The organism is Winogradskyella psychrotolerans, from assembly GCF_018860565.1.
Classification (GTDB): domain Bacteria; phylum Bacteroidota; class Bacteroidia; order Flavobacteriales; family Flavobacteriaceae; genus Winogradskyella; species Winogradskyella damuponensis.
The window spans coordinates 292,783-314,954 of record NZ_JAHKPS010000028.1 but is presented as its reverse complement, the minus strand read 5'-3'; the positions used below and the strand labels follow the sequence as shown (position 1 = coordinate 314,954).

Annotated in this window: 18 protein-coding genes; 5 read left to right on the top strand and 13 right to left on the bottom strand. The window is 33.1% G+C overall.

The genetic code is table 11. From position 1 onward, the window contains the following. Positions 1-33: 33 nt before the first annotated feature. From KO504_RS15140 to KO504_RS15100, 9 genes are all read right to left on the bottom strand, one after another. Positions 34-5,607, bottom strand: a complete 5,574-nt coding sequence (locus KO504_RS15140; protein WP_215928214.1) for an Ig-like domain-containing alpha-2-macroglobulin family protein — start codon at positions 5,605-5,607, stop codon at positions 34-36. A gap of 466 nt (positions 5,608-6,073) precedes the next feature. Further along, positions 6,074-6,772, bottom strand: a complete 699-nt coding sequence (locus KO504_RS15135) for a DUF6090 family protein (RefSeq protein ID WP_215928212.1) — start codon at positions 6,770-6,772, stop codon at positions 6,074-6,076. Positions 6,773-6,803: 31 nt separating this feature from the next. Further along, positions 6,804-7,538: a DUF6090 family protein gene (locus KO504_RS15130; RefSeq protein ID WP_436840201.1), complete on the bottom strand. Its 735-nt coding sequence runs from the start codon at positions 7,536-7,538 to the stop codon at positions 6,804-6,806. A 287-nt stretch (positions 7,539-7,825) separates the two neighbouring features. Continuing rightward, positions 7,826-8,224, bottom strand: coding sequence for a DUF6090 family protein (locus tag KO504_RS15125; protein ID WP_215928316.1), 399 nt, complete (start codon positions 8,222-8,224; stop codon positions 7,826-7,828). A gap of 88 nt (positions 8,225-8,312) precedes the next feature. Continuing rightward, on the bottom strand, positions 8,313-9,020 hold the full coding sequence (locus KO504_RS15120) for a DUF6090 family protein (protein WP_215928208.1): 708 nt from the start codon (positions 9,018-9,020) through the stop codon (positions 8,313-8,315). 22 nt (positions 9,021-9,042) lie between these two features. Then, complete coding sequence (locus tag KO504_RS15115; protein ID WP_215928314.1) at positions 9,043-9,750, bottom strand: DUF6090 family protein; 708 nt, start codon at positions 9,748-9,750, stop codon at positions 9,043-9,045. Between the two features lie 223 nt (positions 9,751-9,973). Further along, complete coding sequence (locus KO504_RS15110) at positions 9,974-10,684, bottom strand: DUF6090 family protein (RefSeq protein WP_215928313.1); 711 nt, start codon at positions 10,682-10,684, stop codon at positions 9,974-9,976. Between the two features lie 102 nt (positions 10,685-10,786). Then, positions 10,787-11,533 (bottom strand): DUF6090 family protein, encoded by a 747-nt coding sequence (locus KO504_RS15105; protein ID WP_215928311.1) that lies wholly within the window; start codon positions 11,531-11,533, stop codon positions 10,787-10,789. An 87-nt stretch (positions 11,534-11,620) separates the two neighbouring features. Next, on the bottom strand, positions 11,621-11,956 hold the full coding sequence (locus tag KO504_RS15100; RefSeq protein ID WP_215928206.1) for a hypothetical protein: 336 nt from the start codon (positions 11,954-11,956) through the stop codon (positions 11,621-11,623). A 431-nt stretch (positions 11,957-12,387) separates the two neighbouring features. Between KO504_RS15100 and amaB the strand changes: the two genes are divergently transcribed. The 3 genes from amaB to KO504_RS15085 all read left to right on the top strand — a co-directional run bounded on the left by amaB (position 12,388) and on the right by KO504_RS15085 (position 16,608). Further along, positions 12,388-13,941, top strand: coding sequence for an L-piperidine-6-carboxylate dehydrogenase (gene amaB, locus KO504_RS15095; RefSeq protein ID WP_215928205.1), 1,554 nt, complete (start codon positions 12,388-12,390; stop codon positions 13,939-13,941). A 115-nt stretch (positions 13,942-14,056) separates the two neighbouring features. After that, positions 14,057-15,418: a DUF1800 domain-containing protein gene (locus tag KO504_RS15090; protein ID WP_215928203.1), complete on the top strand. Its 1,362-nt coding sequence runs from the start codon at positions 14,057-14,059 to the stop codon at positions 15,416-15,418. Between the two features lie 2 nt (positions 15,419-15,420). Further along, the gene (locus KO504_RS15085) at positions 15,421-16,608 is read left to right on the top strand and encodes a DUF1501 domain-containing protein (protein WP_215928202.1); all 1,188 of its coding nucleotides are present in this window, start codon (positions 15,421-15,423) and stop codon (positions 16,606-16,608) included. A 215-nt stretch (positions 16,609-16,823) separates the two neighbouring features. Here the strand turns inward: KO504_RS15085 and KO504_RS15080 are convergent, their stop codons facing one another. The 4 genes from KO504_RS15080 to KO504_RS15065 form a co-directional block, all read right to left on the bottom strand. Next, positions 16,824-17,957: an ATP-binding protein gene (locus tag KO504_RS15080; protein WP_215928200.1), complete on the bottom strand. Its 1,134-nt coding sequence runs from the start codon at positions 17,955-17,957 to the stop codon at positions 16,824-16,826. 34 nt (positions 17,958-17,991) lie between these two features. Further along, entirely contained in the window at positions 17,992-18,609 is a 618-nt protein-coding gene (locus tag KO504_RS15075; protein ID WP_215928199.1) for an HD domain-containing protein, read from the bottom strand. Beyond that, positions 18,606-19,358 (bottom strand): SDR family NAD(P)-dependent oxidoreductase, encoded by a 753-nt coding sequence (locus tag KO504_RS15070; RefSeq protein ID WP_215928197.1) that lies wholly within the window; start codon positions 19,356-19,358, stop codon positions 18,606-18,608. The genes KO504_RS15075 and KO504_RS15070 overlap by 4 nt, the downstream gene beginning before the upstream one ends. Positions 19,359-19,447: 89 nt before the next feature. Further along, positions 19,448-20,311: an aldo/keto reductase gene (locus KO504_RS15065; protein WP_354667405.1), complete on the bottom strand. Its 864-nt coding sequence runs from the start codon at positions 20,309-20,311 to the stop codon at positions 19,448-19,450. A gap of 104 nt (positions 20,312-20,415) precedes the next feature. Here KO504_RS15065 and KO504_RS15060 point away from each other — a divergent pair, with 104 nt between their 5' ends. Beyond that, a complete protein-coding gene (locus tag KO504_RS15060) occupies positions 20,416-20,973 on the top strand; it encodes a DUF4382 domain-containing protein (RefSeq protein WP_215928191.1) in 558 nt (185 codons plus the stop codon). Between the two features lie 195 nt (positions 20,974-21,168). Further along, positions 21,169-22,170 carry an AAA family ATPase gene (locus KO504_RS15055; RefSeq protein ID WP_215928189.1) on the top strand — a complete coding sequence of 334 codons (1,002 nt, stop codon included), beginning with the start codon at positions 21,169-21,171 and terminating at the stop codon, positions 22,168-22,170. Positions 22,171-22,172 lie beyond the last annotated feature (2 nt).

Sequence of the window (22,172 nt, the reverse complement as noted above, 5' to 3'; positions counted from 1 at the left end):
ATGAGATTCCTGTCTGCGCAGGAATTTGTTGTGTTACTTCTCAACAGTAATCCATTCTCCTTTGTTTCTCACCAAATAATCATTATCATACATAGCTTCAGCTTGTGAGCCTGGTAAATAATAGGTGCCTAGGTAAGAGGCATTCAGCAATACGGTAAACGTTTTGGTACCATGTTTGCCTTTAGGATTCATATCGAAATAGAAATTCACTCTGTCATCTCTAATATCTGTGTATCTCGCTTGACTTACTGTGGTATCTCCAAAGGCTGTAAATCTTGTATTGACAATATCCCAACCCGAAGGGAAAATTTGAGTTAAGGCCACATCGTGTACATAGTCATTAGTTAAGTTGGAAATACTTACTGTGGCTACAAAATCTTGTCCTTGTTGAAGCGTTTTAACATCAATTTTGTTGCCTTGTAAATCTTTGTATACTGTTGAAATAGTAAAGCCACGTTGTTCTGATAATTCTTCGCCTAGTTTTAATTTGCCTGAGTTTAAAACACGTACATAAACCAAATTGTCTTTGGCGTTGTTAATCGTAATTTGATTACTACCATCTTTTATAGGAAGCTGTCGTTGCGCAATAGCATTTTTAGTGTCTATAGTTTCGGATTTTCCATTGATGGTATAACTAAGTTTTAAATCTTTACCTCCATTTTTAATCACCATTTTTCCCATTGCTAACAAACTGTAAGCAGTGGTTTGCGTGCTCATCCATCGATTACTAGACAAATCTTTAGCAATGGTTTTTGCAAGTTCTTTAGCCTTTGGATTACCAGTAATAATCATGGTTTCTAAAGCCATGGCTCTATTTCGATCTACTGAACCGTAAGTGTAATAATTAGATTTTGGTGGCTGAAAATTAATATTTGCTGTTTTGGCAATGGCATCACTCGCTTCTTGTTGTCCTGCTAAAGCATAAGCTGCTGCTAATCTCCATTTGGCTTCGTTAGATAGTTCTTCAAACTCACGCAATCTATTCATGCTTGCTAAATCTGGGCTACCAGCTAACGCTAAGGTGTATAAACGATAGGCTTGTGCCAAATCGGAATGATAAACACGATAGCTAGGTCTCCAGTTTCTAGAGGCTTGTTTTTGGTACGCAATCCAGTTGCTCTTGAACGTTAATGGCAATACAAAGCCTTTTTTCTCAGCTTCAATCATAAAGTGACCAGCATAACTTGTACTCCAATCATTAGCCGTGTTTTCTCCCATCCAATAGCTCATGCCGCCATTAGGTTGTTGGAAATTACCTAAACGTTTAATACCACTTTCAATATTACTTTGCACTTCTTTTTTCTTCTGAGGAGTTAAATCAAATATATCAGCTAAGAATAGTTGTGGGAACACACCAGATGTGGTTTGTTCTAAACAACCATGTGGATAGCGGATTAAATATTGTAATCTACCCGTAAAGTCCATTGGTGGTAAAGTTGAAAATTCTACTGTTGCCGAGTTTGTTCCTGCAACACCAAAGGTTGTGATATCTATTGTTTGTTTGGCATTTGCCTCTAATTCATTATCAATAACACGCGATGTATACGGATTAGGATTCTCTACATCAATTTCAACTTTATAGGTTGATTTTTCACCGTTTCCTGTAGCGATGACTTCAATGGTATTGATGCCTTTTGCTTTGGTAACATCCAACTCAAAATAGACCATTTTTTCATCTGGTTTATCGAATTTTAATGATTGTGAAGCGTCGCCTTTTACGACAATACCATCACTTAATTTTAAGGATAGGTTGACGTTCTTCACTTTGTCTTCCATGGCAAAAACGGTTACAGGAAGTGTTACTTTTTCACCAGGACTCAATTTGCGTGGTAAAGTTGCTAACACCATTAATGGTTTTTTAACTTGAACCGATTTCTCAGCACTTCCATAAGCTTCTGTGGCATTATTACCTGCTACAACCATGGCTCTAACCGCACCAATATAATTTGGCATTTTTAGCTGATGCGTTTTTGTTTGTCCTTTGTCTAAAAGGAAAGGTCCTAAATAGGTCACCACAGGTTTAAAACGGTTGGCTTTCTTGTTTTTTCCACCAGCAGCACTGCCATCTCCACCAATAGCGAAGACTTGATCAATACTTCCTGAATACGCTCCAATAACATCATCAAAAATGTCCCAAGTTTTTACGCCTAAAGCTTCACGTGCATAAAAGCTATCCCAAGCATTTGGGGTTTTAAAACGCGTTAAATCTAACAAGCCTTCTTCTACAACAGCAATAGTATAGGTCATGGCTTTGTTATGCTTTTCAGATACTTTTATCTCGTATGATTGCTCTGGCTGAATCACATCTGGCATTTTAATTTGCGGCTCTAATTTTGTTGAAGGATCCTCAACCATCATAGGAATCACACCATACAAACGAATTGGTAAATCGTTAGAGGTAATAGCATGCGGTTGTAATAACGAGATATTAATAAACACGTTTGGTGCCATTTCGGAAGTTACAGGAATATCAATAGTGGTTTCACCTGGCTTGGTTTTTACCCATTGGTGTTGTAGCACTTCTGAACCATTTTCTATACTCACTAAAGCTCTGCCTTCTGAACCTGAAGGGAAGGTTAATTTTGCCGTATCGCCAACATTATAGTTTTCTTTATCGGTTGAAAATACTAACATTTTAGCCGCTTCCTTATCGTTTGAAGGATTTGTAGACCACCAGTTTTTATAGAAATACGCCGTTCTACCTGTAGCATGACCACTTACAGGATCCACCACTCTAATTAAGTAGCGTCCGCGTTCATCTTCTGGAATCTTCAATTTGAAATTCGCTTTTCCATTGGCATCTGTATTCACTAAAAAGGACTGAACAGGTCTGTGGTAATTGCTCGATACGTAACTCGATAAGTTATCGTAAGAGGAATTCCACCACCAACGCCATTCGACTTTATAAACTTTTACTTCTAGCTTTTCTCTTTTAATAGGTTTCCCTTTAGCCGTTACGGTTGCTACATCAAAGGTGTGATTTTCATCTGTAAAATAGGAACCGTAGTTATTGCCTTTTGGTGATTGTAATCCAACAAAACTCTCGTAAGGTGCATAAGGCATGGTAAAAGCATCTAGTGAAAAATCACCTCCGTTTTCAAACGCTCGCACTAAAAATTGAGCCGTTAACATACCAGGAGCATTTTTACCGATATTTAATTTCGAGTCAATTGTAGCATGGCCTTCTTCATCTAAATTACCTTCAAAAACATTGGTTTCTTCAGAATTGAATGTGCGTGTAGGATCGTTAAATACATAGTTTTTATACCCTTTAAAACTGGTGTAGCTCGAGGTGAATTTTGCTTTTATTTCAGCTTTTAAATTTTTTGCTGGTGCGCCGTGTAACCACGTCACGTTTAAGTCACCTTGAAGCGGTTTGTCATTGGTTAAAATATCATTTTCAAAATCTATTTTTATTTTTAATCGGTTTGGTTTTACGGTTTCAATTTTTAAGCCTTTTGAAAATGTAGCTCCTCCAACAGAAACCTTTGCGTTATAATTTCCGGTTTTGTAATCGGTTGAGGTTGGTACAGTGAAATCATAGAAATTATTAAGGTTGTCTATCGATATTTTTCTATATACCAATTTTCCAACAGGATCTGTGATTTCTAATTTTACAGGATGACGTTTTGGTAGTTTATTCGCAACATCATTCAACATAAAGGTTAAAAACAAACTGTCTCCAGGTCGCCAAACGCCACGTTCTGCATAGATGTACCCTTTTAGACCACGTTGTAATCGGTTACCAGATACATCGAATTTACTCAACGATAAAGACATACCATCGTGTAGTTTGATATAGCTCACGTTGCTCCCTTTAGTTGCAATGGCAAAAGCGGCTCTGTGTTTAGCATCGATTTTTATAATACCGTCTTTATTGGTAATGCCATTTGCTAATTCTTGTTGTTGGTAATTATATAAGGTGATTTTTGTAGCGCTTTCTGGACTAGTCGTTAAAATATTAGTCACCGCAAATAAGTACGTGTTATCGGCACCTTGCTTCGCAATTATACCAAGATCTGAACTGATTAAATTCTGAGACACCACACGATTGCCGTAATTATAATAAGAATCTGTACAAGGGTTGTCTCTATCTCTCCAACGGTAATTGGTGTTTCTGTAGCTATAGGTTAAATTGTCCCAGTAGCGTTCTTCGCGCAAGTTTTCTTCTTCTTCAGAAAGCTCCTCAGAAGCGTAGTAATCTTCCTCGTAATAATCATCGTAGTAATCATCTTCATCAATGGTTGTTGTTTCAGCGTTCGAGGTACAATTGTAAAGCGAATACTCCTTTTTAAAGCTTAACTCCACTCTGTAAATCGCACCAGGATCAGCTTTAAGATATTTTGATAAATCAATACTGTAAGCTTTCCATTTTCCGGTGTTTTGATTTTCTTCTTGAATTAAAGTGATAGTCTCCTTTGCAATACGTCTACCTACTTTTTTAATAGCATATTGGTCTCCACTATTAAGGTTGTAATCTTGTAAAAATTGAAGGACGTTATCTTCAAATATTTTAATGATTCTGACATCGACTTTACTCAAGTTAACCGCTTCAAAATTGAATTTTAATTCTTTTGAATTTGGAAGAATACTTCCGTTGCTAATAAGTCGGACTTCAGGTTTTAATTCTTCAAAAGTTACCAGTTCTGAAAACGGTGTTTTTAATTTGAAACCATCGGTGTTTTTAATGCCTTTAAAGACATCAACTTGGATGTCCCCAACCAATTTAGAATCTGGATACACACGCAATACATTGCCATCAACAATATATTTAGGATTTTTAACGCCTTGGAGTGATACCAATCCGGCGAAATTTTGCTGCTTTACTAAAGGGTCTGAAAAGTTAAGTGATAAGAATTGTTCTGGACTCTGAACAACTTCTGTCGTTACAATCGTAAAATTATTTTTTCCAGGAATAGTAATAAAATTTTCACCTTTATTTTCCGCTTTTATGGCAGAGCCATCCCATGCGATATCAATTTTGCTATCTTCAACTAAACGGTTGATACTATCTATTTTAAACTCGAAGAATTTTGAAGTTTCATTAGCTTCATTCCATACTAAATGTAAAGGCTTTGAGTTCTGAGCAGCAGTGACTAATTTTTTAGCCTCATTAAGTGAAATTACATCAGCCGATCGTAATTGCGCAAACATATACTGCCATTCTTTACTATACGATTGTAGGTTTTGGGTGGTGATATTAAAACTTGGTGTAATGGTTTTAAATTGAAACGTATAATCTTCAAAATCCTTTGGTATGGTGTTATAAATTTCACCCAATTTAACGTTTACAGTATATTCTGTAGCAGGTTCTAAAGATTCATCTGGCGTAAACAAAAGTGTATGATTGTTCATGGCTTTTAATTGGCCTTGAACGTGAGGTGTTAATTTGATAAGGTCAGTTGGTAGTGTTTTATCTATTTCCCATCCGCTTACTGTATCTGAAAGCGTAATTTTTATAGGATCTGCAACAGATACCAATCCAGAAGTGGTGTAACTAATATAGTCTCTAAATTTAAAAATGTTATCCGTTTCAACAGGTTTCTTTTTACAAGAACTTACAAATGCGAGAATTAAGAGTAGGAGGAGGTGCTTTTTGATGTTCATGATGATGGATTTAAGTAAAAGTTTTGATTTACAAGCAAAGGTAAGTGCTTTCTTGTTAAATAAGTACGGTTGTGTTTTTAGTTTTAGACGTAGGTAAATTGTTAAATTGGTCTTAAAGTTAAGAATTGTTAGTGATTGAGTTAAAGAAATTGGGATTCTTTTTGTAATGAATAAATAGTTCTGTTTTGTCATTCCTGCCTTCGCAGGAATGACAAAAGGTGTTTAGACTTTTTGTTGTTGTTAAATTGTTCTTTAAGTTGAGAAATGCCGCTTTGAGAGGATTCTATTTATTGAAATTTTATCGAGAAGTTCTGGACCTACATTTTCTACAGTCTCTCGATACAAAATTGCTCCGGCAACTTCACTAGAACTGACGAAATTTGGTTTTGTCTTGTCATACCTTCGTACACGGAATAACGCTTTCAGCTCACTGTGGATACCTCATCAAGTTCGGAATGACAAGTTACTATTCTATATAATTTTCTATATCTTTTTTTAATTGCTCTGCTTCATCATTGACTTGATTTAAAGTTTCGAAGTAAGCGATATTAACACCTAAAAAGGCATTTAATGATTGTATATATTCGCTGTCATTTTTTAGTCCTTCAAAATCATTAGGAACCATCTTGTCAATAGAATTACTAATAATAACTGTTGTAAAGTACTTTCTGTAATAATCCATCATATAGCTATAAAAATCCATATGTACTTCTTCAAAACTACCTTGAGTATCGTTAATAGAAGAGGTGTGAAACTTACCAATCGCTGAACGAATCTTAGGGTTTTCAACGAGGTCAGTGCCAATAGACACTAAGGATTGATAACCACTGGTTTTAAAATCTATCTCATCGTAAGCGTGAACGGCCCTAAAATGATATGCCAAAGAATCATGATAAGGTTTATCGGTTTTAAGCACATCAATTATGGTATTAATTGAATTTATGGTTCTATTTAAGTTGTTGGTTCTTTTATTGAGAACTCTGTCTAAATCTTGAAGCGTAAAGTCTAAGTCTGAAATAATTTCAGTTAATACTTGATGTTCTTTTTCTTTAGCTTTTTTACCTTCATTCCAATTATTAATCTGAAGTGCAATAAGAATACCAATAACCACAAGTATAATTTCGCCAATGGCGTATTTAAAGTATTTGGATGTTTTATTTTCCATAATTAGGTTTTGACGAATTTTTCGAAAGATTTTAATCATTTTGCAGTTCTATTTCATCGTTTAGGATTGCTAATATTTGAGATATCTTATCGAGCATTTCTTTTTGTATATCGTATCTGAGATGTTCAACAGCAACTCTATTCATGAGATGGCCAAAATAGGCGTCTTGATTAAAAATAAAGTCAATAGCCATATCTTCTTTAGGACTTCTTAGGGTGTCTAATCCAATTTGTTTCCTGGCAACAGGTAATTCTAGATGCGCACTGACTGGAGCACTTATATTTTGCATATTATTTAGAAGATTCATACTGTTGTCTTGATCTTCAAATCCTAATTTTACAATTGAAAAATACTCGGCAAGCATTTTTCTAAGTTGGTTATTACGCAATAACTCGGCGTTTCCGGTACTAATATAGGCATCGTAAGCTCCTGTTAAAAATTCGGCACGATACCAGCTTTGAGCACCATAAATAATAAAATTCTTTATAGAGTCGTTACTTGCACGAGGTATTTTACCTTCATACATTTTAATAAGTTCACTACTTTTTCTAATCACATTTTTTTGCATGTACATCGTTTGTTGTAAACGATCTTTAGATTCTAAAAAGTCGGATTTTAATGATACTAATAATTTTTCCTCTTGTATGTATTGTTTTCTATTTTCATTCCAATTGTTAATCTGTAATGCGATGAGGATACCAATAACCACAAGCACAATTTCGCCAATGGCGTATTTAAAGTACTTGGATGTTTTGTTTTCCATAATGAGGTTTTGGCGGATATGACGGAAGAATTTTATCATTTTAATTTTTTCAACAATTCGTTAACTTCTATTTCTGCTTCATCTAATAACTTATTGTACCAGTTTAATTGAATGAAGTGAAAGTGAAAATCGTCTAACATTTTAATATATACCTCATTGTTAATAGTTTCAAAAGTATTAGTTCTTCTATGATGAATGTATTTTTCACCTACAGTACTCCATCTATCATCTACAATTTTACCGTTGTCTATTATCCTATCATAATTAGAGCCATATAGTTTTATAATATTTTAAATTAACTTTTTTTGTTTGTAATTGTTAATTTCATTTCCTGCGACAGCAGATTTAAATGCCCCAGAAACAGGATAAAATGTACGTTGTCCAGAAAAGAGATAAATGGACAATAAAGAATCTATTTCTGTTTTGTTGCTAACATAATCTTTGGAATATTTACTGTTTAAAAGATTATAAGCATCCATTTTGGGTTCTATATACCCTTGTACATAACTTATAAATTCTAAGTCTTGCTTTAAATCGTTTTTTATGCCTTTATAAAATTCTTTTTCTGCTATAGCTTGTTTTCTATTCTCGTTCCAATTATTTATTTGTAGTGCAATGAGAATTCCAATTACCACTAGTATAATTTCGCCAATGGCATATTTAAAGTATTTGCCTGTTTTATTTTTCATTATGAGGTTTTGACGGATTTTTCGGAAGAATTTTATCATGGGTTAGCGGTTGGTGGTCATAAAGTGCAACGGTTTAAATATTAGTTGTTTAATTGTCTTTTTTTAATTCTGCAAAAATGGTCTTTAGTTGATTTAAGGATTCAATGGATCGCTCATAGGCCTCTTTATTAAAATTTAAAGATGTTTTCCTTGCTAGAATATAATTCTGAAAATGGATTTCTTTTGCATAACTTTTTGCAGTTAGTTGCATTTCAAAAAAGCTTACATTTTTAATTAAAAAATCATGATAATAATTATTAAACCCATCAAAATCCAAATCTTCAACGACTTTTATATCATTAAAAGTTTCGTAAGGTTCAGAAATAGCGTTACGTAAGTTTAAATCATCAAACAATTTCAGGTCTCCAGAAAACTTCAAATTTTCGTAGGTTACCGTTGATGGATTAAAGTAGTCTGTATCCATGAGCCTAAAGGCTTTTGGTGGCAATTTGGGGTTATCGAAATCTTTGGTGTATAATATGTAACCTAAAGTATCAACTTCATTAAGCATTTCAATTGTAAACTCCTTAAGCTCATTTAATCGATTTAGGTTGCGGTTGGCTTCATCTTCTAACTGAATGATATATAAATCGCGTAATTCTAAGTTGTTTTTGTCTTTTGCATTTTCGTCAATAGCTAATGCAATTAGAATACCTATTATTACCAGCACTATTTCGCCAATGGCATAGAGTAAATATTTACTGAACTTGTTTTCAGAAAGTAATTGCTGTCTAATGTGTCTAAAGAATTTTATCATTGGTTAATGGTTTGTACTTTCATTATTTTTTTAATTCTAGTTTAATAATTTCAATAATGGAATCTGCGGTTTTATTGATTTTAGTAAGCTCTTTAATACTAGTTCTATTCACAGCTTGTTTCCAAATAACGTAGGATTCAAATGCTATTATCATATCTGGAATTCTATCATCAAAATCTAATTTTTTAAATAATTCTGGCTGATTAGGATAGTTCTTAATATTAAGTAGGACTCCACCTTTGAGAGCAAGATTTTTCAACAAATCATTAACATCTTCATTGTTGTCCCTAGCAAGTATTTCAATCTGGTTTTTACTACCATTATATTCAGTTATTACATCTATTATCTTTGGGGTTAATATTTGTAAATCACCCGTATTAATTAAGGTTTCTATAGTTTTTGTTTTGTATTCTATATGAAATGTGTTAACGTCGTTTGTCCCTAAATTTTGAATAATTTCTGCAAGGCTTAAATTCGGTTTATTATAGCTTTTTCTATAGTTATCGTATAATACCAGAGAAGAATCAACTCTTGAGATATATCTATTGGCATACGCTTTATCAGCTTTTAAATCTGATAAAAGTCGATTGTAGTAATTTTTCGCTAATATGTTTTCTTTCCGTGACTGATTCCAGTTGTTAATAGAGAGTGCAATCAAAATCCCAATAACCACAAGCACAATTTCGCCAATGGCGTATTTAAAGTATTTGGATGTTTTGTTTTGTTCCATGAGGTCTTTTCTAATATATCTGAAAAATTTAATCATATTTTTAGTTTCTATTTTTTCCGCAAGCGGCTATCTTCACCAAAGGTCTGCTAGACCTTTGATTTTGCTTTTGCAAAATTGTGTTTCGATAACCTAAAGAATTTTATCATAGTCATTTCCCGAGAAAGCGGGAATCTTATTGATTAATTGTTGGTTATAATGAAGTAGAAACATTGTTGTGCTTTCATTATTTATTTAATTCCTTATTAATAAGAATTTCAATTTCTTCCATATCAGCTAGAATTTTCTTGAATCTTATAAGACTTCCTTGTTCCGATTCCACCTTCATATATTGACTAAACTCTAATTTAATAAGAAGCTCTATTAAGTTTTTTTCTTCAAATACATATTCCAATAGTTTGGGCTGATTTTGTATATTTTTAAAGGCAAATTCTTCACTTCCAAATTTATTAGCTGCCGCAGATGTCCCTTTACCAGATTTATCATTGTTGTATTTAGAAACTCTTTCTGTTTCTTCTATATATTTTTCTAAACTGATTAATTGTTCTCTAATGATAGGTGGCATTAATTTGATGTCACCAGTATTCTGCAAAGTATGTATCGTGTTAGATTTGAATTGAACATTATAAAGTGGCCAAGCTAAATTTCTAACTTTAGAAATTATTTTGGTTATTGGTAAGTTTGGTTGATTATAGATGTCTTTAAAGGCTCTAAATTTTACCATATTAGAATCTATTTTTGAAGAATGCTCTTTTATATATGCTTTGTCGTTCTCAAAATCTTGCAGTAATTGTTTATAATATACTTGCCTTAAATTTTCAGTCTTCCGTTCATCATTGAGATTGTTTAATTGTAATGCAATTAAAATCCCAATAACCACAAGCACAATTTCGCCAATGGCATATTTAAGGTACTTCCCTATTTTGTTTTTTTCCATAAGGTCGTATCGTATTTTTCTAAAAAACTTAATCATGTTTTTAACTTTTATGTTTTCCGCAAGCGGTTATCTCAACTAATGGTCAACGAGATTTTACTTTTATTATGTCTTCTTTTCTAAATAGTCATTTATGAGTTTAATTGTTGCTTTACCTTTTTCGTAGAGGGTAGTTCTAACTCTGTTACAGTACAAAATATTCTCTTTTAGTATTGTTAAATCTTTTAGTAGTTCTTTCTCTTGAACTTCATTTAAATTATCGTAAAAATGAATGATATCTTCATAAGTTACCGCGTTAGTATTTGAATTCCATCTCGGTGCCATTGAAGCCTCTCTTATAAATGCATTGTCTGTATAATCATTTATCCTGTAATATGCACTTGTCTGTAAGGCAATGTAGATGTTTTCTTGTTTTATAACTTCTTCTACTTGCTTATAATAGTTTTGTATACTTTCTCTTAATTCCTCTGAAGCGATTAGCGCTAGCTTACCAGAAAATTTCATTTCATTAAATACTACGTCGTTGCCTTCAAACCAGTTGGTCCCTTGAACTTTACTTAGAGCCGTTAAGTAAGCTTGTTGATTTGATGTAATTGAATTAGTCCTTTGTATACGCATTATCTCGGTAAATGCATCTAGTTTTAGGGTGTCTGTATTGAAATGCATCTCAAGTTCTACTTGGTCTTTGTTTAAATCCTTTAGAATTCTTTGTAGATAGTTTTGTTCGTATTGGGTATTCTTTCTGTTTTCGTTCCAATTATTAATTTGAAGAGCTATGAGAATACCAATCACTACAAGGACAATTTCTCCTATTGCGTATTTAAAGTACTTGCTTGTTTTACCTGTTTCCATAAGGTTGTATCTTATTTTTCTAAAAAACTTAATCATTGTTTATTTTATCTTTTAACTTCTTGAGAAAGTGGGAATCTTATTTGATTTTTAGTAAAGAATATTATCCAAGGTTATATCTAGTCGCTCTTCTAACATGCTAAAACTAGAGTCTGAGAAGAAAATTTTATACATCTCTCTTCTAAAGGCTGCGAGTTCCATTTGGCTGTAATCATGATTATGGATAACGTTGTCTATTTTTTTAAAGCGTTTTTTTTCAGAATGCTTATGGAATTTTTTATGCATTTTAAGAAAAGTTTTCTTGGATGTTTTGTTTTGTATCATTTCTAACTCTTCTTCAGTTTCGGTTTTATCGGCATTAGCACAGAGTAGCATAATGTAGATTTGTAATTCGGTTTTGGTCCAGTTAGGTTTTTTGTTTTTCATACTGTTTTGGTTATAATCTATTTGTTGGATATGTTATGATAATACCGATAACTATAGGGAGAGTTTGGTTTATGGTATAGGAAAATATTTCGAAAAAAATCTCGGGGAGGATGAATAGCCTAATTGAGCAAAACAATGTAATCATTTATTTTCTTTAGGTTGAAAATAAATTAGGTTGATGGTTGTAGTTGAGGTTGAGTAACTATTTGTGTTTAAATATATTAAATTGTTACAAATAATGTCTTTACATTTGATTTTAATCTTTAAAAAATAGGAGTACTTGGCTTTATTTAAAGTAGCGTACACTTTTAAGAGATAAAATTTTAAAGCGCTTTAGTGTTCTCTTTTTTGACATGGTTGCTATGAGAAAAGCTGACATTTTATTAGTAACTTCGCATAAAATTTTAATAATTCATAAAAAATAAGCAAATATGGAAGCAGTAGCTACCGATTTCGGAATTAAAGAAGCCTTAAAACAATTAGGCGTAAAAGATATAAATGAAGGATCTTCTACAGGTTCAAATAATTTTTCTAATGGAGATATTATAGAGTCTTACTCTCCTGTAGATGGCAAATTAATAGGAAAAGTAAAAACAACCACAAGAGCAGACTACGACAAAGTTATGGATGCTGCCACTAGCGCATTTAAAACGTGGAGAGATGTACCAGCACCACAACGTGGCGAAATTGTACGTCAGTTTGGTAATAAATTAAGAGACCTAAAAGAACCTTTAGGGAAATTAGTGTCTTATGAAATGGGTAAATCCTTGCAAGAAGGTTACGGTGAGGTTCAAGAAATGATTGATATCTGTGATTTTGCTGTTGGTTTATCACGTCAATTAAACGGACAAACCATTCCTTCAGAACGTCCTGGTCACGTGATGAGAGAACAATGGCACCCAATTGGTGTGGTTGGTATTATTTCGGCATTTAACTTTCCAGTGGCTGTTTGGGCTTGGAATACTGCTTTAGCTTGGATTTGTGGTGATGTTTGTGTTTGGAAAGCCTCTGAAAAATCATTGTTGTGTTCAATAGCTTGTCAGAATATTATTGCGGATATTCTAAAAGAAAATAACTTACCAGAAGGTATTTCTTGTATCATTAATGGAGACTACAAAGTAGGTGAAATGATGACTACAGACCATAGAATTCCTTTAGTATCTGCTACAGGTTCTACAAGAATGGGACGTATTGTTGGTAAAACAGTGGCAGAACGTTTTGGTAAGTCGTTATTAGAATTAGGTGGAAATAATGCTATTATTATTACACCAACTGCCGATTTAAAAGTGGTGGTTCCTGGTGCTGTATTCGGTGCTGTGGGTACTTGTGGACAACGTTGTACATCGACACGCCGATTAATTATTCACGAATCAGTTTACGATAAAGTACGCGATGCCATTGTTGGTGCTTACGGACAGATTAAAATTGGTAATCCGTTAGATGAAAATAATCATGTTGGACCATTAATCGATAAAGAGTCTGTAAATACCTATTTAGCGGCGATTGAAAAAGCAAAAGCAGAAGGCGGAAACGTTTTAGTTGAAGGTGGAGTTTTAGAAGGTGAAGGTTACGAAAGTGGTTGCTACGTTAAACCAGCAATCATCGAAGCTGAAAATCATTTTGAAATTGTACAACACGAAACATTTGCTCCAATATTATACTTAATGAAATATTCTGGAGACGTAGAAAATGCGATAGAGAAACAAAACGGTGTGGCTCAAGGGTTGTCATCAGCGATTATGACTAACGAGATGAAAGAAGCAGAGAAGTTCTTATCTTATGCTGGTTCTGACTGTGGAATTGCTAACGTCAACATCGGAACGTCTGGTGCTGAGATTGGAGGTGCATTCGGTGGTGAAAAAGAAACTGGAGGTGGACGTGAGTCTGGTTCTGATGCATGGAAAGTGTATATGAGAAGACAAACCAATACGGTTAACTACTCAGACGAATTGCCATTAGCACAAGGCATTAAGTTTGATTTATAAAATTAAATTTATAATTGTTAAAAGAAAGCCGTATCGTGAGATATGGCTTTTTTTGTTTAATACAACAATCAATTTTAGTTTTAAACGTTTTATAATTATAAGAGTCTAAAGTAATATGGCACTAAAAGAATTACAGCATTTATATTGGCGAGCAGGTTTTGGAATTCATCCTGAAACCATGCATGCTTTGCCTAAAAGAAGAAACGATGTCGTTGAGCAACTTTTTGCCGACTCCAAATCATCAACACCACTACAATTAGATTTATCTTTTATGGAAGGTGTGACGATAAAAAAAATAAAAGACAATCCTGAATTTGCTAAAGATATAAGAGACAAAAGCAGAAAAAAACTTAGAGATCTTAATTACGCTTGGATACATCAATTAGCACAACCTAAAGAACTTTTAAGAGAGAAAATGACCTTGTTTTGGGCGAATCATTTTGTATGTAAGTCTAATAATGTGGTTTTTGCTCAGCAATTCAATAATACATTAAGAGTGCATGCTCTCGGTGATTTTAAAGCGTTTGTGAAAGCCATTTCAAAAGAGGCAGCCATGCTTAAATACTTAAATGGTAATCAAAATAGAAAAGCAAAACCAAATGAGAATTTTGCCCGCGAATTAATGGAGTTGTTTACATTAGGTGAAGGACACTATTCTGAAACAGCTATTAAAGAAAGTGCTCGTGCCTTTACAGGGTATAATCATGATTTTGAAGGGAATTTCAATTTTAAAAATAAACAGCATGATGAAGGACTAAAAACCTTTTTCGGCAAAACGGGGAATTTTTCAGGAGATGATATTGTCGATATAATTCTCGAAAATAAACAATGTGCGGTGTTTATTTCAGATAAAATCTACCGTTATTTTGTAAATCCAAAGCCGAATAAAAAGCATATCCAGGCTATGGCTGAGGTGTTTTTTAAAGATTATAATATTGAAAACTTAATGCGATTTGTGTTTCTGTCAGACTGGTTTTATGATGAATCAAATATTGGCTCAAAAATTAAATCACCTATAGAATATTTAGTAGGCCTAACTAATACAGTGCCTGTTACATTTGAAAAAGAAAGAGATCTTATTAAGATTCAAAAATTACTAGGACAAACCCTGTTAGATCCACCAAATGTGGCAGGTTGGAAAGGCGATAAAGCTTGGATTGATGCCAATACCATTATGGTGCGTTTAAAATTGCCTTCTGTAATTTTGAATAATGCTGTAATTGCTTCAGGGGAACATGATGAATTTAAAAAGAAATTCATGAAAAAGCATAAGGGTAAATTACCGTTTAAAACCCAACCCAATTGGACTGCTTTTTTAGAGAATTTTGAAGCTGTTGAAACCAAAGATCTTCAAGATTATATGTTGCAAGGCACTATTAATAAAGGGACTTCTGACTATTTAAAAACACTAAGAAAAGTGTCTAAACAAGCGTATTGTGTTCAGCTCATGTCATTACCAGAATATCAAATGTGTTAATTATGGATAGACGAAAATTTCTTAAGAATTCCGCACTAGCGAGCAGCTTATTTTTTGTTCCTAATTTTGTAAAAGCCTTTGAATCTGTAGCTTCAGAACGTTTGGGATATAAGCGTTTGGTTATTGTGCAATTGGCAGGAGGAAATGATGGACTAAATACTATAATTCCGCACAACAATGATCTGTATTACAACGCAAGGCCAAAATTGGCGATTACTAAAGATATAATAAAACTAAATGACGATTTAGGGTTTCATCCAAGTTTAAGTCCTTTACGTGCGTTGTTTGATAACGGTGAATTATCTATCATTAATAATGTCGGTTATCCAAATCCTGTGCGATCACATTTTAGGTCTATGGATATTTGGCAAACAGCAAGTGGCTCAGATGAATACCTGCAAAGTGGTTGGTTAGGTCGTTATTTAGATCAGCATGGAAAACAACCCTACAATGCCATAGAAATTGATGAGCAGCTTAGTTTGGCCATGAAAGGTGAACACTTTAATGGCATTGCCACTAATGATTTTAGGGTATTGTATAATTCGGCAAAAGATCCCTATTTCAAAAATGTATTAAGTCATTATAACGATGCCCATTTAAGTGAGCATAACTTAGGGTATTTGTATCAAACCATGATTGAAGCCAAGTCCTCTGCCAATTATATTTTTGAACATACAGATGTAAAAACATCACAAGAAACCTATCCTCAAAATGCATTTGCAAAACAACTCAAAAATGTGGCCCAATTTATTAATTCAGATTTAGATACGAAGGTGTTTTATGCGTCTCTTGGAGGATTTGATACGCATGCCAATCAAAATAATAAGCAAACAAAATTGTTGTCACAATATGCAGGAAGTGTAGCGGCATTTGTAAACGATTTAAAACGAAATGATACGTTTAAAGATACGCTGATTTTAACCTTTTCTGAATTTGGAAGACGCGTTAAACAAAATGCAGCTAATGGTACTGATCATGGAGCTGCTAATAATGTATTTGTAATTGGTAAGGGTTTAAAGCAGGCTGGGTTTTATAATGATTTGGCGAGTTTAAATGATTTGGATACTAATGGCGATTTAAAATACAATGTAGATTTTAGATCCGTTTACGCTACAATACTTTCGAAGTGGATGGATGTTTCTGTAGAAGAAATTATTCCGAGTCAACAAAAACAATTGAACTTTATTTAAGCGCATAAAAAAAACCTTGTTTCAATTAGAGCTTTTGGCTTTATAGAAACAAGGTTTAGTAATTGATTAATAGCAATACAAAGATGTGTAATATATTGAATGGTTAGCAAATTTTTTGATGAATGGTTAAAAAAAATGTATAATCAGTCGTGTTTATAATCTTATTCCGACAAGACGCAAAAAATAAGGATGAAAAATTCATTATTTCCGATGAATTAGCTATATCTTACTTTTCTTAAAATACGCATGGTATCTTTGTAAGAGCTATAGAGTTTTGAATTATAGTTCTTTATGTGTGGCTTTATAATTTCTAATTTTGATAAGGCATTTTCAAATCCATTGAGGTAACAGATGAGATAGCTTGCCGCTAAATTTTTTAAATCTTCGGTTTCATTTTGAGACAATTCTTGTTTTTTTTCAAGCTTTTCTAAAATGGCATTATTAGCATTATAAATATGATGCAAAACTTTTTTGTCAAATTGAGGTGGTTCAAAAATAAGATTTGCATCAATGGAATAATTAGCATTGTCATTAAACTGAATTGTTTTTTCTTCAAGCTTATAGTATTTATAAGATTTGTTTAAGCCTAATCTTACATATTCAACTATTTTAAACGAGTTTTCAGAATAAGAAATGGATACTTCGTCTAAAGTAGAATAAAACAAACGCACTTGTTCGTTTATCATTTCAATATCAACTCTAGAATAGAAGATTTCGTTTTTTACTACTTTTTTGGCGCCAGACCAGCATAAAACAAAGTATTCTTTAAACACTTTGTATTGCGGATTGTAATCTTGGCGTTTGTTCATAAAATCAAAAACACCTTCTAGGGTTAATTCAATATTATTTTGTGCATGGTTTTCTATGGCAGCCACAATTTTAGAATTAACATCTTTAATTTCTATATCAAAAACTTTAGGCATACTTATGCTTCCGTCTCTAAAAAACACAGAGCCACCATAATATTTCCAAATATTTTTTTTTAGTGAGGTGATCGAGTCAATGGGTCTAATCGTAACTAAGCCAATTACTTTGTCGTCTGGTAGATGTGGAAACGGAATGTTTTCATATTGTACAATGGGTGGATTTGTGAGATAGGCATTAATGAGATTCTGAATTTTACTATCATCAAAAAAATCGACACCTACAATTTTGTTGTCTTCGTCTTTAACGCCAATTACTATATAAGAGTTGTTTTTAGGATTGCTATTAGATAGTGCACAAACATGTTTTAAAAATTTAGCCTTTCCTTCTTTATGACCAATATTGATTTTAAGCTTTTTGTCATAGAAACTGTTCTCGTCATTATGAGCGAGTAAATTTTTTATGAGAAGACGTTTATTAATCATGATTACTTAAAACGAATTTTGAAAATTTTATGAGTTAAAGCATTTTTATTTCTTTTTTTAAATTCTCTCTAGCTTGGTTTTCAAATTTAGTTTTGAATTCTTCTGTAAAGAATAGTGAGTCTCTTTCGAGAAAGTGTTTGAGTACTTTTTTTCGACCAGGCTTGTATAGCATGTTTGGATAGATTTTGTATTCCTTTCTAATATTTTGAATGTATACTTTATAAGTTTCCCAATTAGTCCCTAAGATTGATAAATCTAAATCCAAAAGATAAGCATTATCGTTACTTTTAGCTAGTAGTAATTCGTGATTTTTAGTTGAAATAATAAAGTTTCTAACTTTTTCTACTTTAAAAACGTCATAATTTAAAGCTTTTTCAGCAAAAAGAGCGCTTTGTTCTTCGTTGTCTTTGTTGGTAGATTTGTATGCAATATCGTGATACCAAATAGCAAATTTAAGACTGTCTAAATCGTTAATTGCTGTTGCAATATCTTCTAATTGAAGAAACATATTGTGGAGGTGCGCAAGATTGTGGTAATATCTGTTTTTGGAAGTGTATTGCAATTTAATAGTTTGCCAAAGAGCATTTGTTATGCTGTCATTAGCATAGTCTGAAGATAAATTTTGCCAGTTATCTTCTAGCCACTTTATCATAATTCCTTTTTCACAATAGTAGAACTCGCTTGCGCAGTGCAAAACATTAGGACGTCTGCAATATTTACATGAGCAGGTCTTGAAACGGCGAAATAAATGACATCAGCAACATCTTCTGGCTGTAGAGCTTTATAGCCTTTATAGACATTATCTGCTGCTGCACCACCTTTAAAGCGAACTTTAGAAAATTCTGTTTCCACCAAACCAGGATTAATGGCTCCAACTTTAATTCCGAAAGGATTTAAATCAATTCTCATGCCTTCTGTGATGGCTAATACAGCATGCTTACTACCACAATATACATTTCCGTTTGGATAAACTTCTTTGCCAGCAGAAGAGCCTATATTAATAATATGTCCAGATTTACGTTCGGTCATTCCGGGAATGATTGCTTTACTCACATAGAGCAGTCCTTTTACATTAATATCCATCATAGCATCCCAATCGTCTATATTTCCTGTCTGAATGGGGTCTAATCCATGGGCATTTCCTGCATTATTAATAAGAATATCTATGTTTTGAAATGCTTTAGGTGAGGATGCAATGGCTTCAAATGTTTGTGTTTTATCACGTACATCAAAGTTTAATGTGTGCACAATAGTTTGTTTAGATAAGGCTTTTTGTACACTGTCTAAGCGATCTTGTCTACGGCCACAAAGCACTAAATTAATGCCGTGTTTAGCAAATTCGTGCGCTGTTGCTCTGCCAATTCCGCTTGTTGCTCCTGTTATTAACGCTGTTTTTTTCATAGTCTGTTATTCCTGCAAAAGTAGCAATCTTTATTAGTTATAGTGTCATCGGTTTGAGTTGGCTACTGTCTATTGCGACTGAGAACTAATTAGGGAACTTTATGTCCTTGAGCAGCCACTAATATTAAAAACCAATCTTCTAATTCCAATTCGATTTTAGTAGCTTCAACAGCTAATTTTATACGTTCTTTAGTGGTAGTCCCAATAACTGGATGAATTCCTGAAGGATGTCTCATTAGCCAAGCCAATAATAATTGGTCTTCTGTTGCATTGTATTTGTCTAATAATGCACCTAATTGTTTATGGATGCGTCTGGATTGTTCATTATCTTCTTTAAACACAGAACCTAAAGGAGACCATGCCATTGGTTTTATGCCATTAGTCATCATAAAATCTAAAGTTCCGTCATGCATTGCTGTGTGTTCAGTTAGCGAGAATTCAATTTGATTGACGTCTATATCCATACGTAAACCAATCAAGTCCATTTGAGATGGAGTAAAATTAGACACGCCAAAGTCTCTAATTTTTCCGTCTTTTTTTAATAGGCTAATTGCTTCTGCTATTTCTTCAGCAACCATTAAAGGGCTAGGTCTGTGTAAAAGTAATAGGTCTAAATAGTCAGTCTTAAGATGTTTAAGGGAGTCTTCAACCGAAGAAATAATATATTTTTTGCTGTAGTTGTAGTGTTTAACCTTATTGTTTCGGTTGTCACTTATATATTGAATGCCGCATTTAGAAATCAGCTGAATAGCTTCACGTTGTAATCCAGAATCGGCAAAAGCCTTTCCAAAATCTGCTTCAGTAGTGTAAGCGCCATAAATATCGGCATGGTCAAAGGTTGTAATATGGTTAGAAACGCAGAAATTCATTAAGACTGCCATTTCTTTTTTAGAGAGTTGTTTTCCCCAACTTCCCCAAGTCATGGTTCCTGCAATTAATCGAGAATATGTCACTTAGTTTTCAGTTTATAGTGGTTTTTATGTAATTGGTGTATAAAAATACTGAAAACATAAAGAATACGATATTATTGAAGTGTAATTATTCAATATCCCAAATTATGAAGTATTCACAGTCTATTAAATTAATCGTTTTATCACTTATTATCTTAGTCAATTTTACAAGCTGTACTAAAGATGATATGGGTATAGATGGGCAAAAGGCAGCAATTACAGTAAGTCTTATAAGTAATTCTAATGCGCAAAATAATGTTTTTCTTGAGATTGAAGATGTGCAAGTAAGGGTAAAGGAGGATGGCAGTTTGCCAAATGCTTGGATAAGTTTAAATGCAATAAACGCAGGAACACATAATGTTTCAGACTTAAAAACAGAATCAGAATTATTACTAGTAGATCATTTTGAAATTAAATCAACATTTATTCATGAAATAAGATTGGTTCTTGGTAATAATAATTTTATAAACAGCAACGAAACTTTAATAAGTTTAGACATTGCAGAAAATGCGACGGCTTCAAATTTAATAGAAAGAGAATTTGAAAAAAATCATATTTACCAAGTCGTTATAGATATAGATGTTGATAACTCTATTCAATTCAATGAAGACGAAAACATGATGATTCTCAACCCAAAACTATATACAGAAATAAGAAAAATTTAGTATTAATTAACTCTAATCCATAATTAATTCTTAAAATGAGTAGTACTTCGGTATTACTCATTTTTTTTAACCAATTGTTAACAGCATCTAACGAAAAATTTTAACACTTTGCATCCTCTAAAATATTAAGAAACCATTTTTCTGTGTAATTTTAAAAATGGCATAAAAATAGTTTTGTTCTTAAACCCTTAAATAATGGAAGAAACGAGTACAGTTGATATTAAATCAATTAACGAAAAGATAGAAAGAGAAAGTGCATTTGTAGACTTGTTAACCTTAGAAATGAATAAGGTTATAGTTGGGCAAAAACACATGGTAGAACGTTTGCTCATCGGTTTATTAGGTCAGGGTCATATACTATTAGAAGGTGTTCCTGGTTTGGCAAAAACATTAGCGATTAATACCTTGTCAAAAGCAATTGATGCTAGTTTTAGTAGAATTCAGTTTACACCAGATTTATTACCTGCAGATGTGGTTGGTACGTTAATCTTTAACATGAAGGAAAACGACTTCACCATTAAAAAAGGACCAATCTTCGCTAATTTTGTTTTAGCAGATGAAATTAACAGAGCACCTGCAAAAGTGCAATCGGCTTTACTAGAAGCCATGCAGGAAAAACAAGTTACTATTGGAGACGAAACGTTTGTTTTAGATAAACCATTTTTAGTAATGGCAACCATGAACCCTGTTGAGCAAGAAGGAACTTATGCCTTACCTGAAGCGCAAGTGGATCGTTTTATGCTAAAAACGGTTATTGATTATCCTACAATTGAAGACGAACAGCAAATTGTAAGAGCCAACTTAAAAGGTGCTTACGAAAAAGTAAATCCTGTGGTTTCTATAGCTCAAATTCTAAGTGCACAAAAAGCGGTTAGAGAAGTTTATATGGATGAAAAAATTGAAAAATACATTCTCGATATCATCTTTGCTACACGTTATCCTGAAAAATATAGATTAGCGGATTTAAAACCATTAATTTCTTTTGGCGCTTCGCCTCGTGGAAGTATTAATTTAGCTACTGCAGCCAAATGTTATGCTTTTATAAAGCGAAGAGGTTATGTAATACCAGAAGATGTACGTGCTGTTGTTCACGATATTTTACGTCATAGAATTGGAATTACTTACGAAGCTGAAGCCGAAAATGTCACTTCTGAGGACATTATTAATAAGATTGTAAATGAGATTGAGGTGCCATAAAT

Excerpts from the sequence above, each read along its gene's own strand:
- KO504_RS15140 (WP_215928214.1), bottom strand. The coding sequence starts at position 5,607 with ATGAACATCAAAAAGCACCTCCTCCTACTCTTAATTCTCGCATTTGTA.
- KO504_RS15135 (WP_215928212.1), bottom strand. The coding sequence starts at position 6,772 with ATGGAAAATAAAACATCCAAATACTTTAAATACGCCATTGGCGAAATT.
- KO504_RS15125 (WP_215928316.1), bottom strand. The coding sequence starts at position 8,224 with ATGAAAAATAAAACAGGCAAATACTTTAAATATGCCATTGGCGAAATT.
- KO504_RS15120 (WP_215928208.1), bottom strand. The coding sequence starts at position 9,020 with ATGATAAAATTCTTTAGACACATTAGACAGCAATTACTTTCTGAAAAC.
- KO504_RS15115 (WP_215928314.1), bottom strand. The coding sequence starts at position 9,750 with ATGGAACAAAACAAAACATCCAAATACTTTAAATACGCCATTGGCGAA.
- KO504_RS15110 (WP_215928313.1), bottom strand. The coding sequence starts at position 10,684 with ATGGAAAAAAACAAAATAGGGAAGTACCTTAAATATGCCATTGGCGAA.
- KO504_RS15105 (WP_215928311.1), bottom strand. The coding sequence starts at position 11,533 with ATGGAAACAGGTAAAACAAGCAAGTACTTTAAATACGCAATAGGAGAA.
- KO504_RS15100 (WP_215928206.1), bottom strand. The coding sequence starts at position 11,956 with ATGAAAAACAAAAAACCTAACTGGACCAAAACCGAATTACAAATCTAC.
- amaB (WP_215928205.1), top strand. The coding sequence starts at position 12,388 with ATGGAAGCAGTAGCTACCGATTTCGGAATTAAAGAAGCCTTAAAACAA.
- KO504_RS15090 (WP_215928203.1), top strand. The coding sequence starts at position 14,057 with ATGGCACTAAAAGAATTACAGCATTTATATTGGCGAGCAGGTTTTGGA.
- KO504_RS15085 (WP_215928202.1), top strand. The coding sequence starts at position 15,421 with ATGGATAGACGAAAATTTCTTAAGAATTCCGCACTAGCGAGCAGCTTA.
- KO504_RS15080 (WP_215928200.1), bottom strand. The coding sequence starts at position 17,957 with ATGATTAATAAACGTCTTCTCATAAAAAATTTACTCGCTCATAATGAC.
- KO504_RS15075 (WP_215928199.1), bottom strand. The coding sequence starts at position 18,609 with ATGATAAAGTGGCTAGAAGATAACTGGCAAAATTTATCTTCAGACTAT.
- KO504_RS15070 (WP_215928197.1), bottom strand. The coding sequence starts at position 19,358 with ATGAAAAAAACAGCGTTAATAACAGGAGCAACAAGCGGAATTGGCAGA.
- KO504_RS15060 (WP_215928191.1), top strand. The coding sequence starts at position 20,416 with ATGAAGTATTCACAGTCTATTAAATTAATCGTTTTATCACTTATTATC.
- KO504_RS15055 (WP_215928189.1), top strand. The coding sequence starts at position 21,169 with ATGGAAGAAACGAGTACAGTTGATATTAAATCAATTAACGAAAAGATA.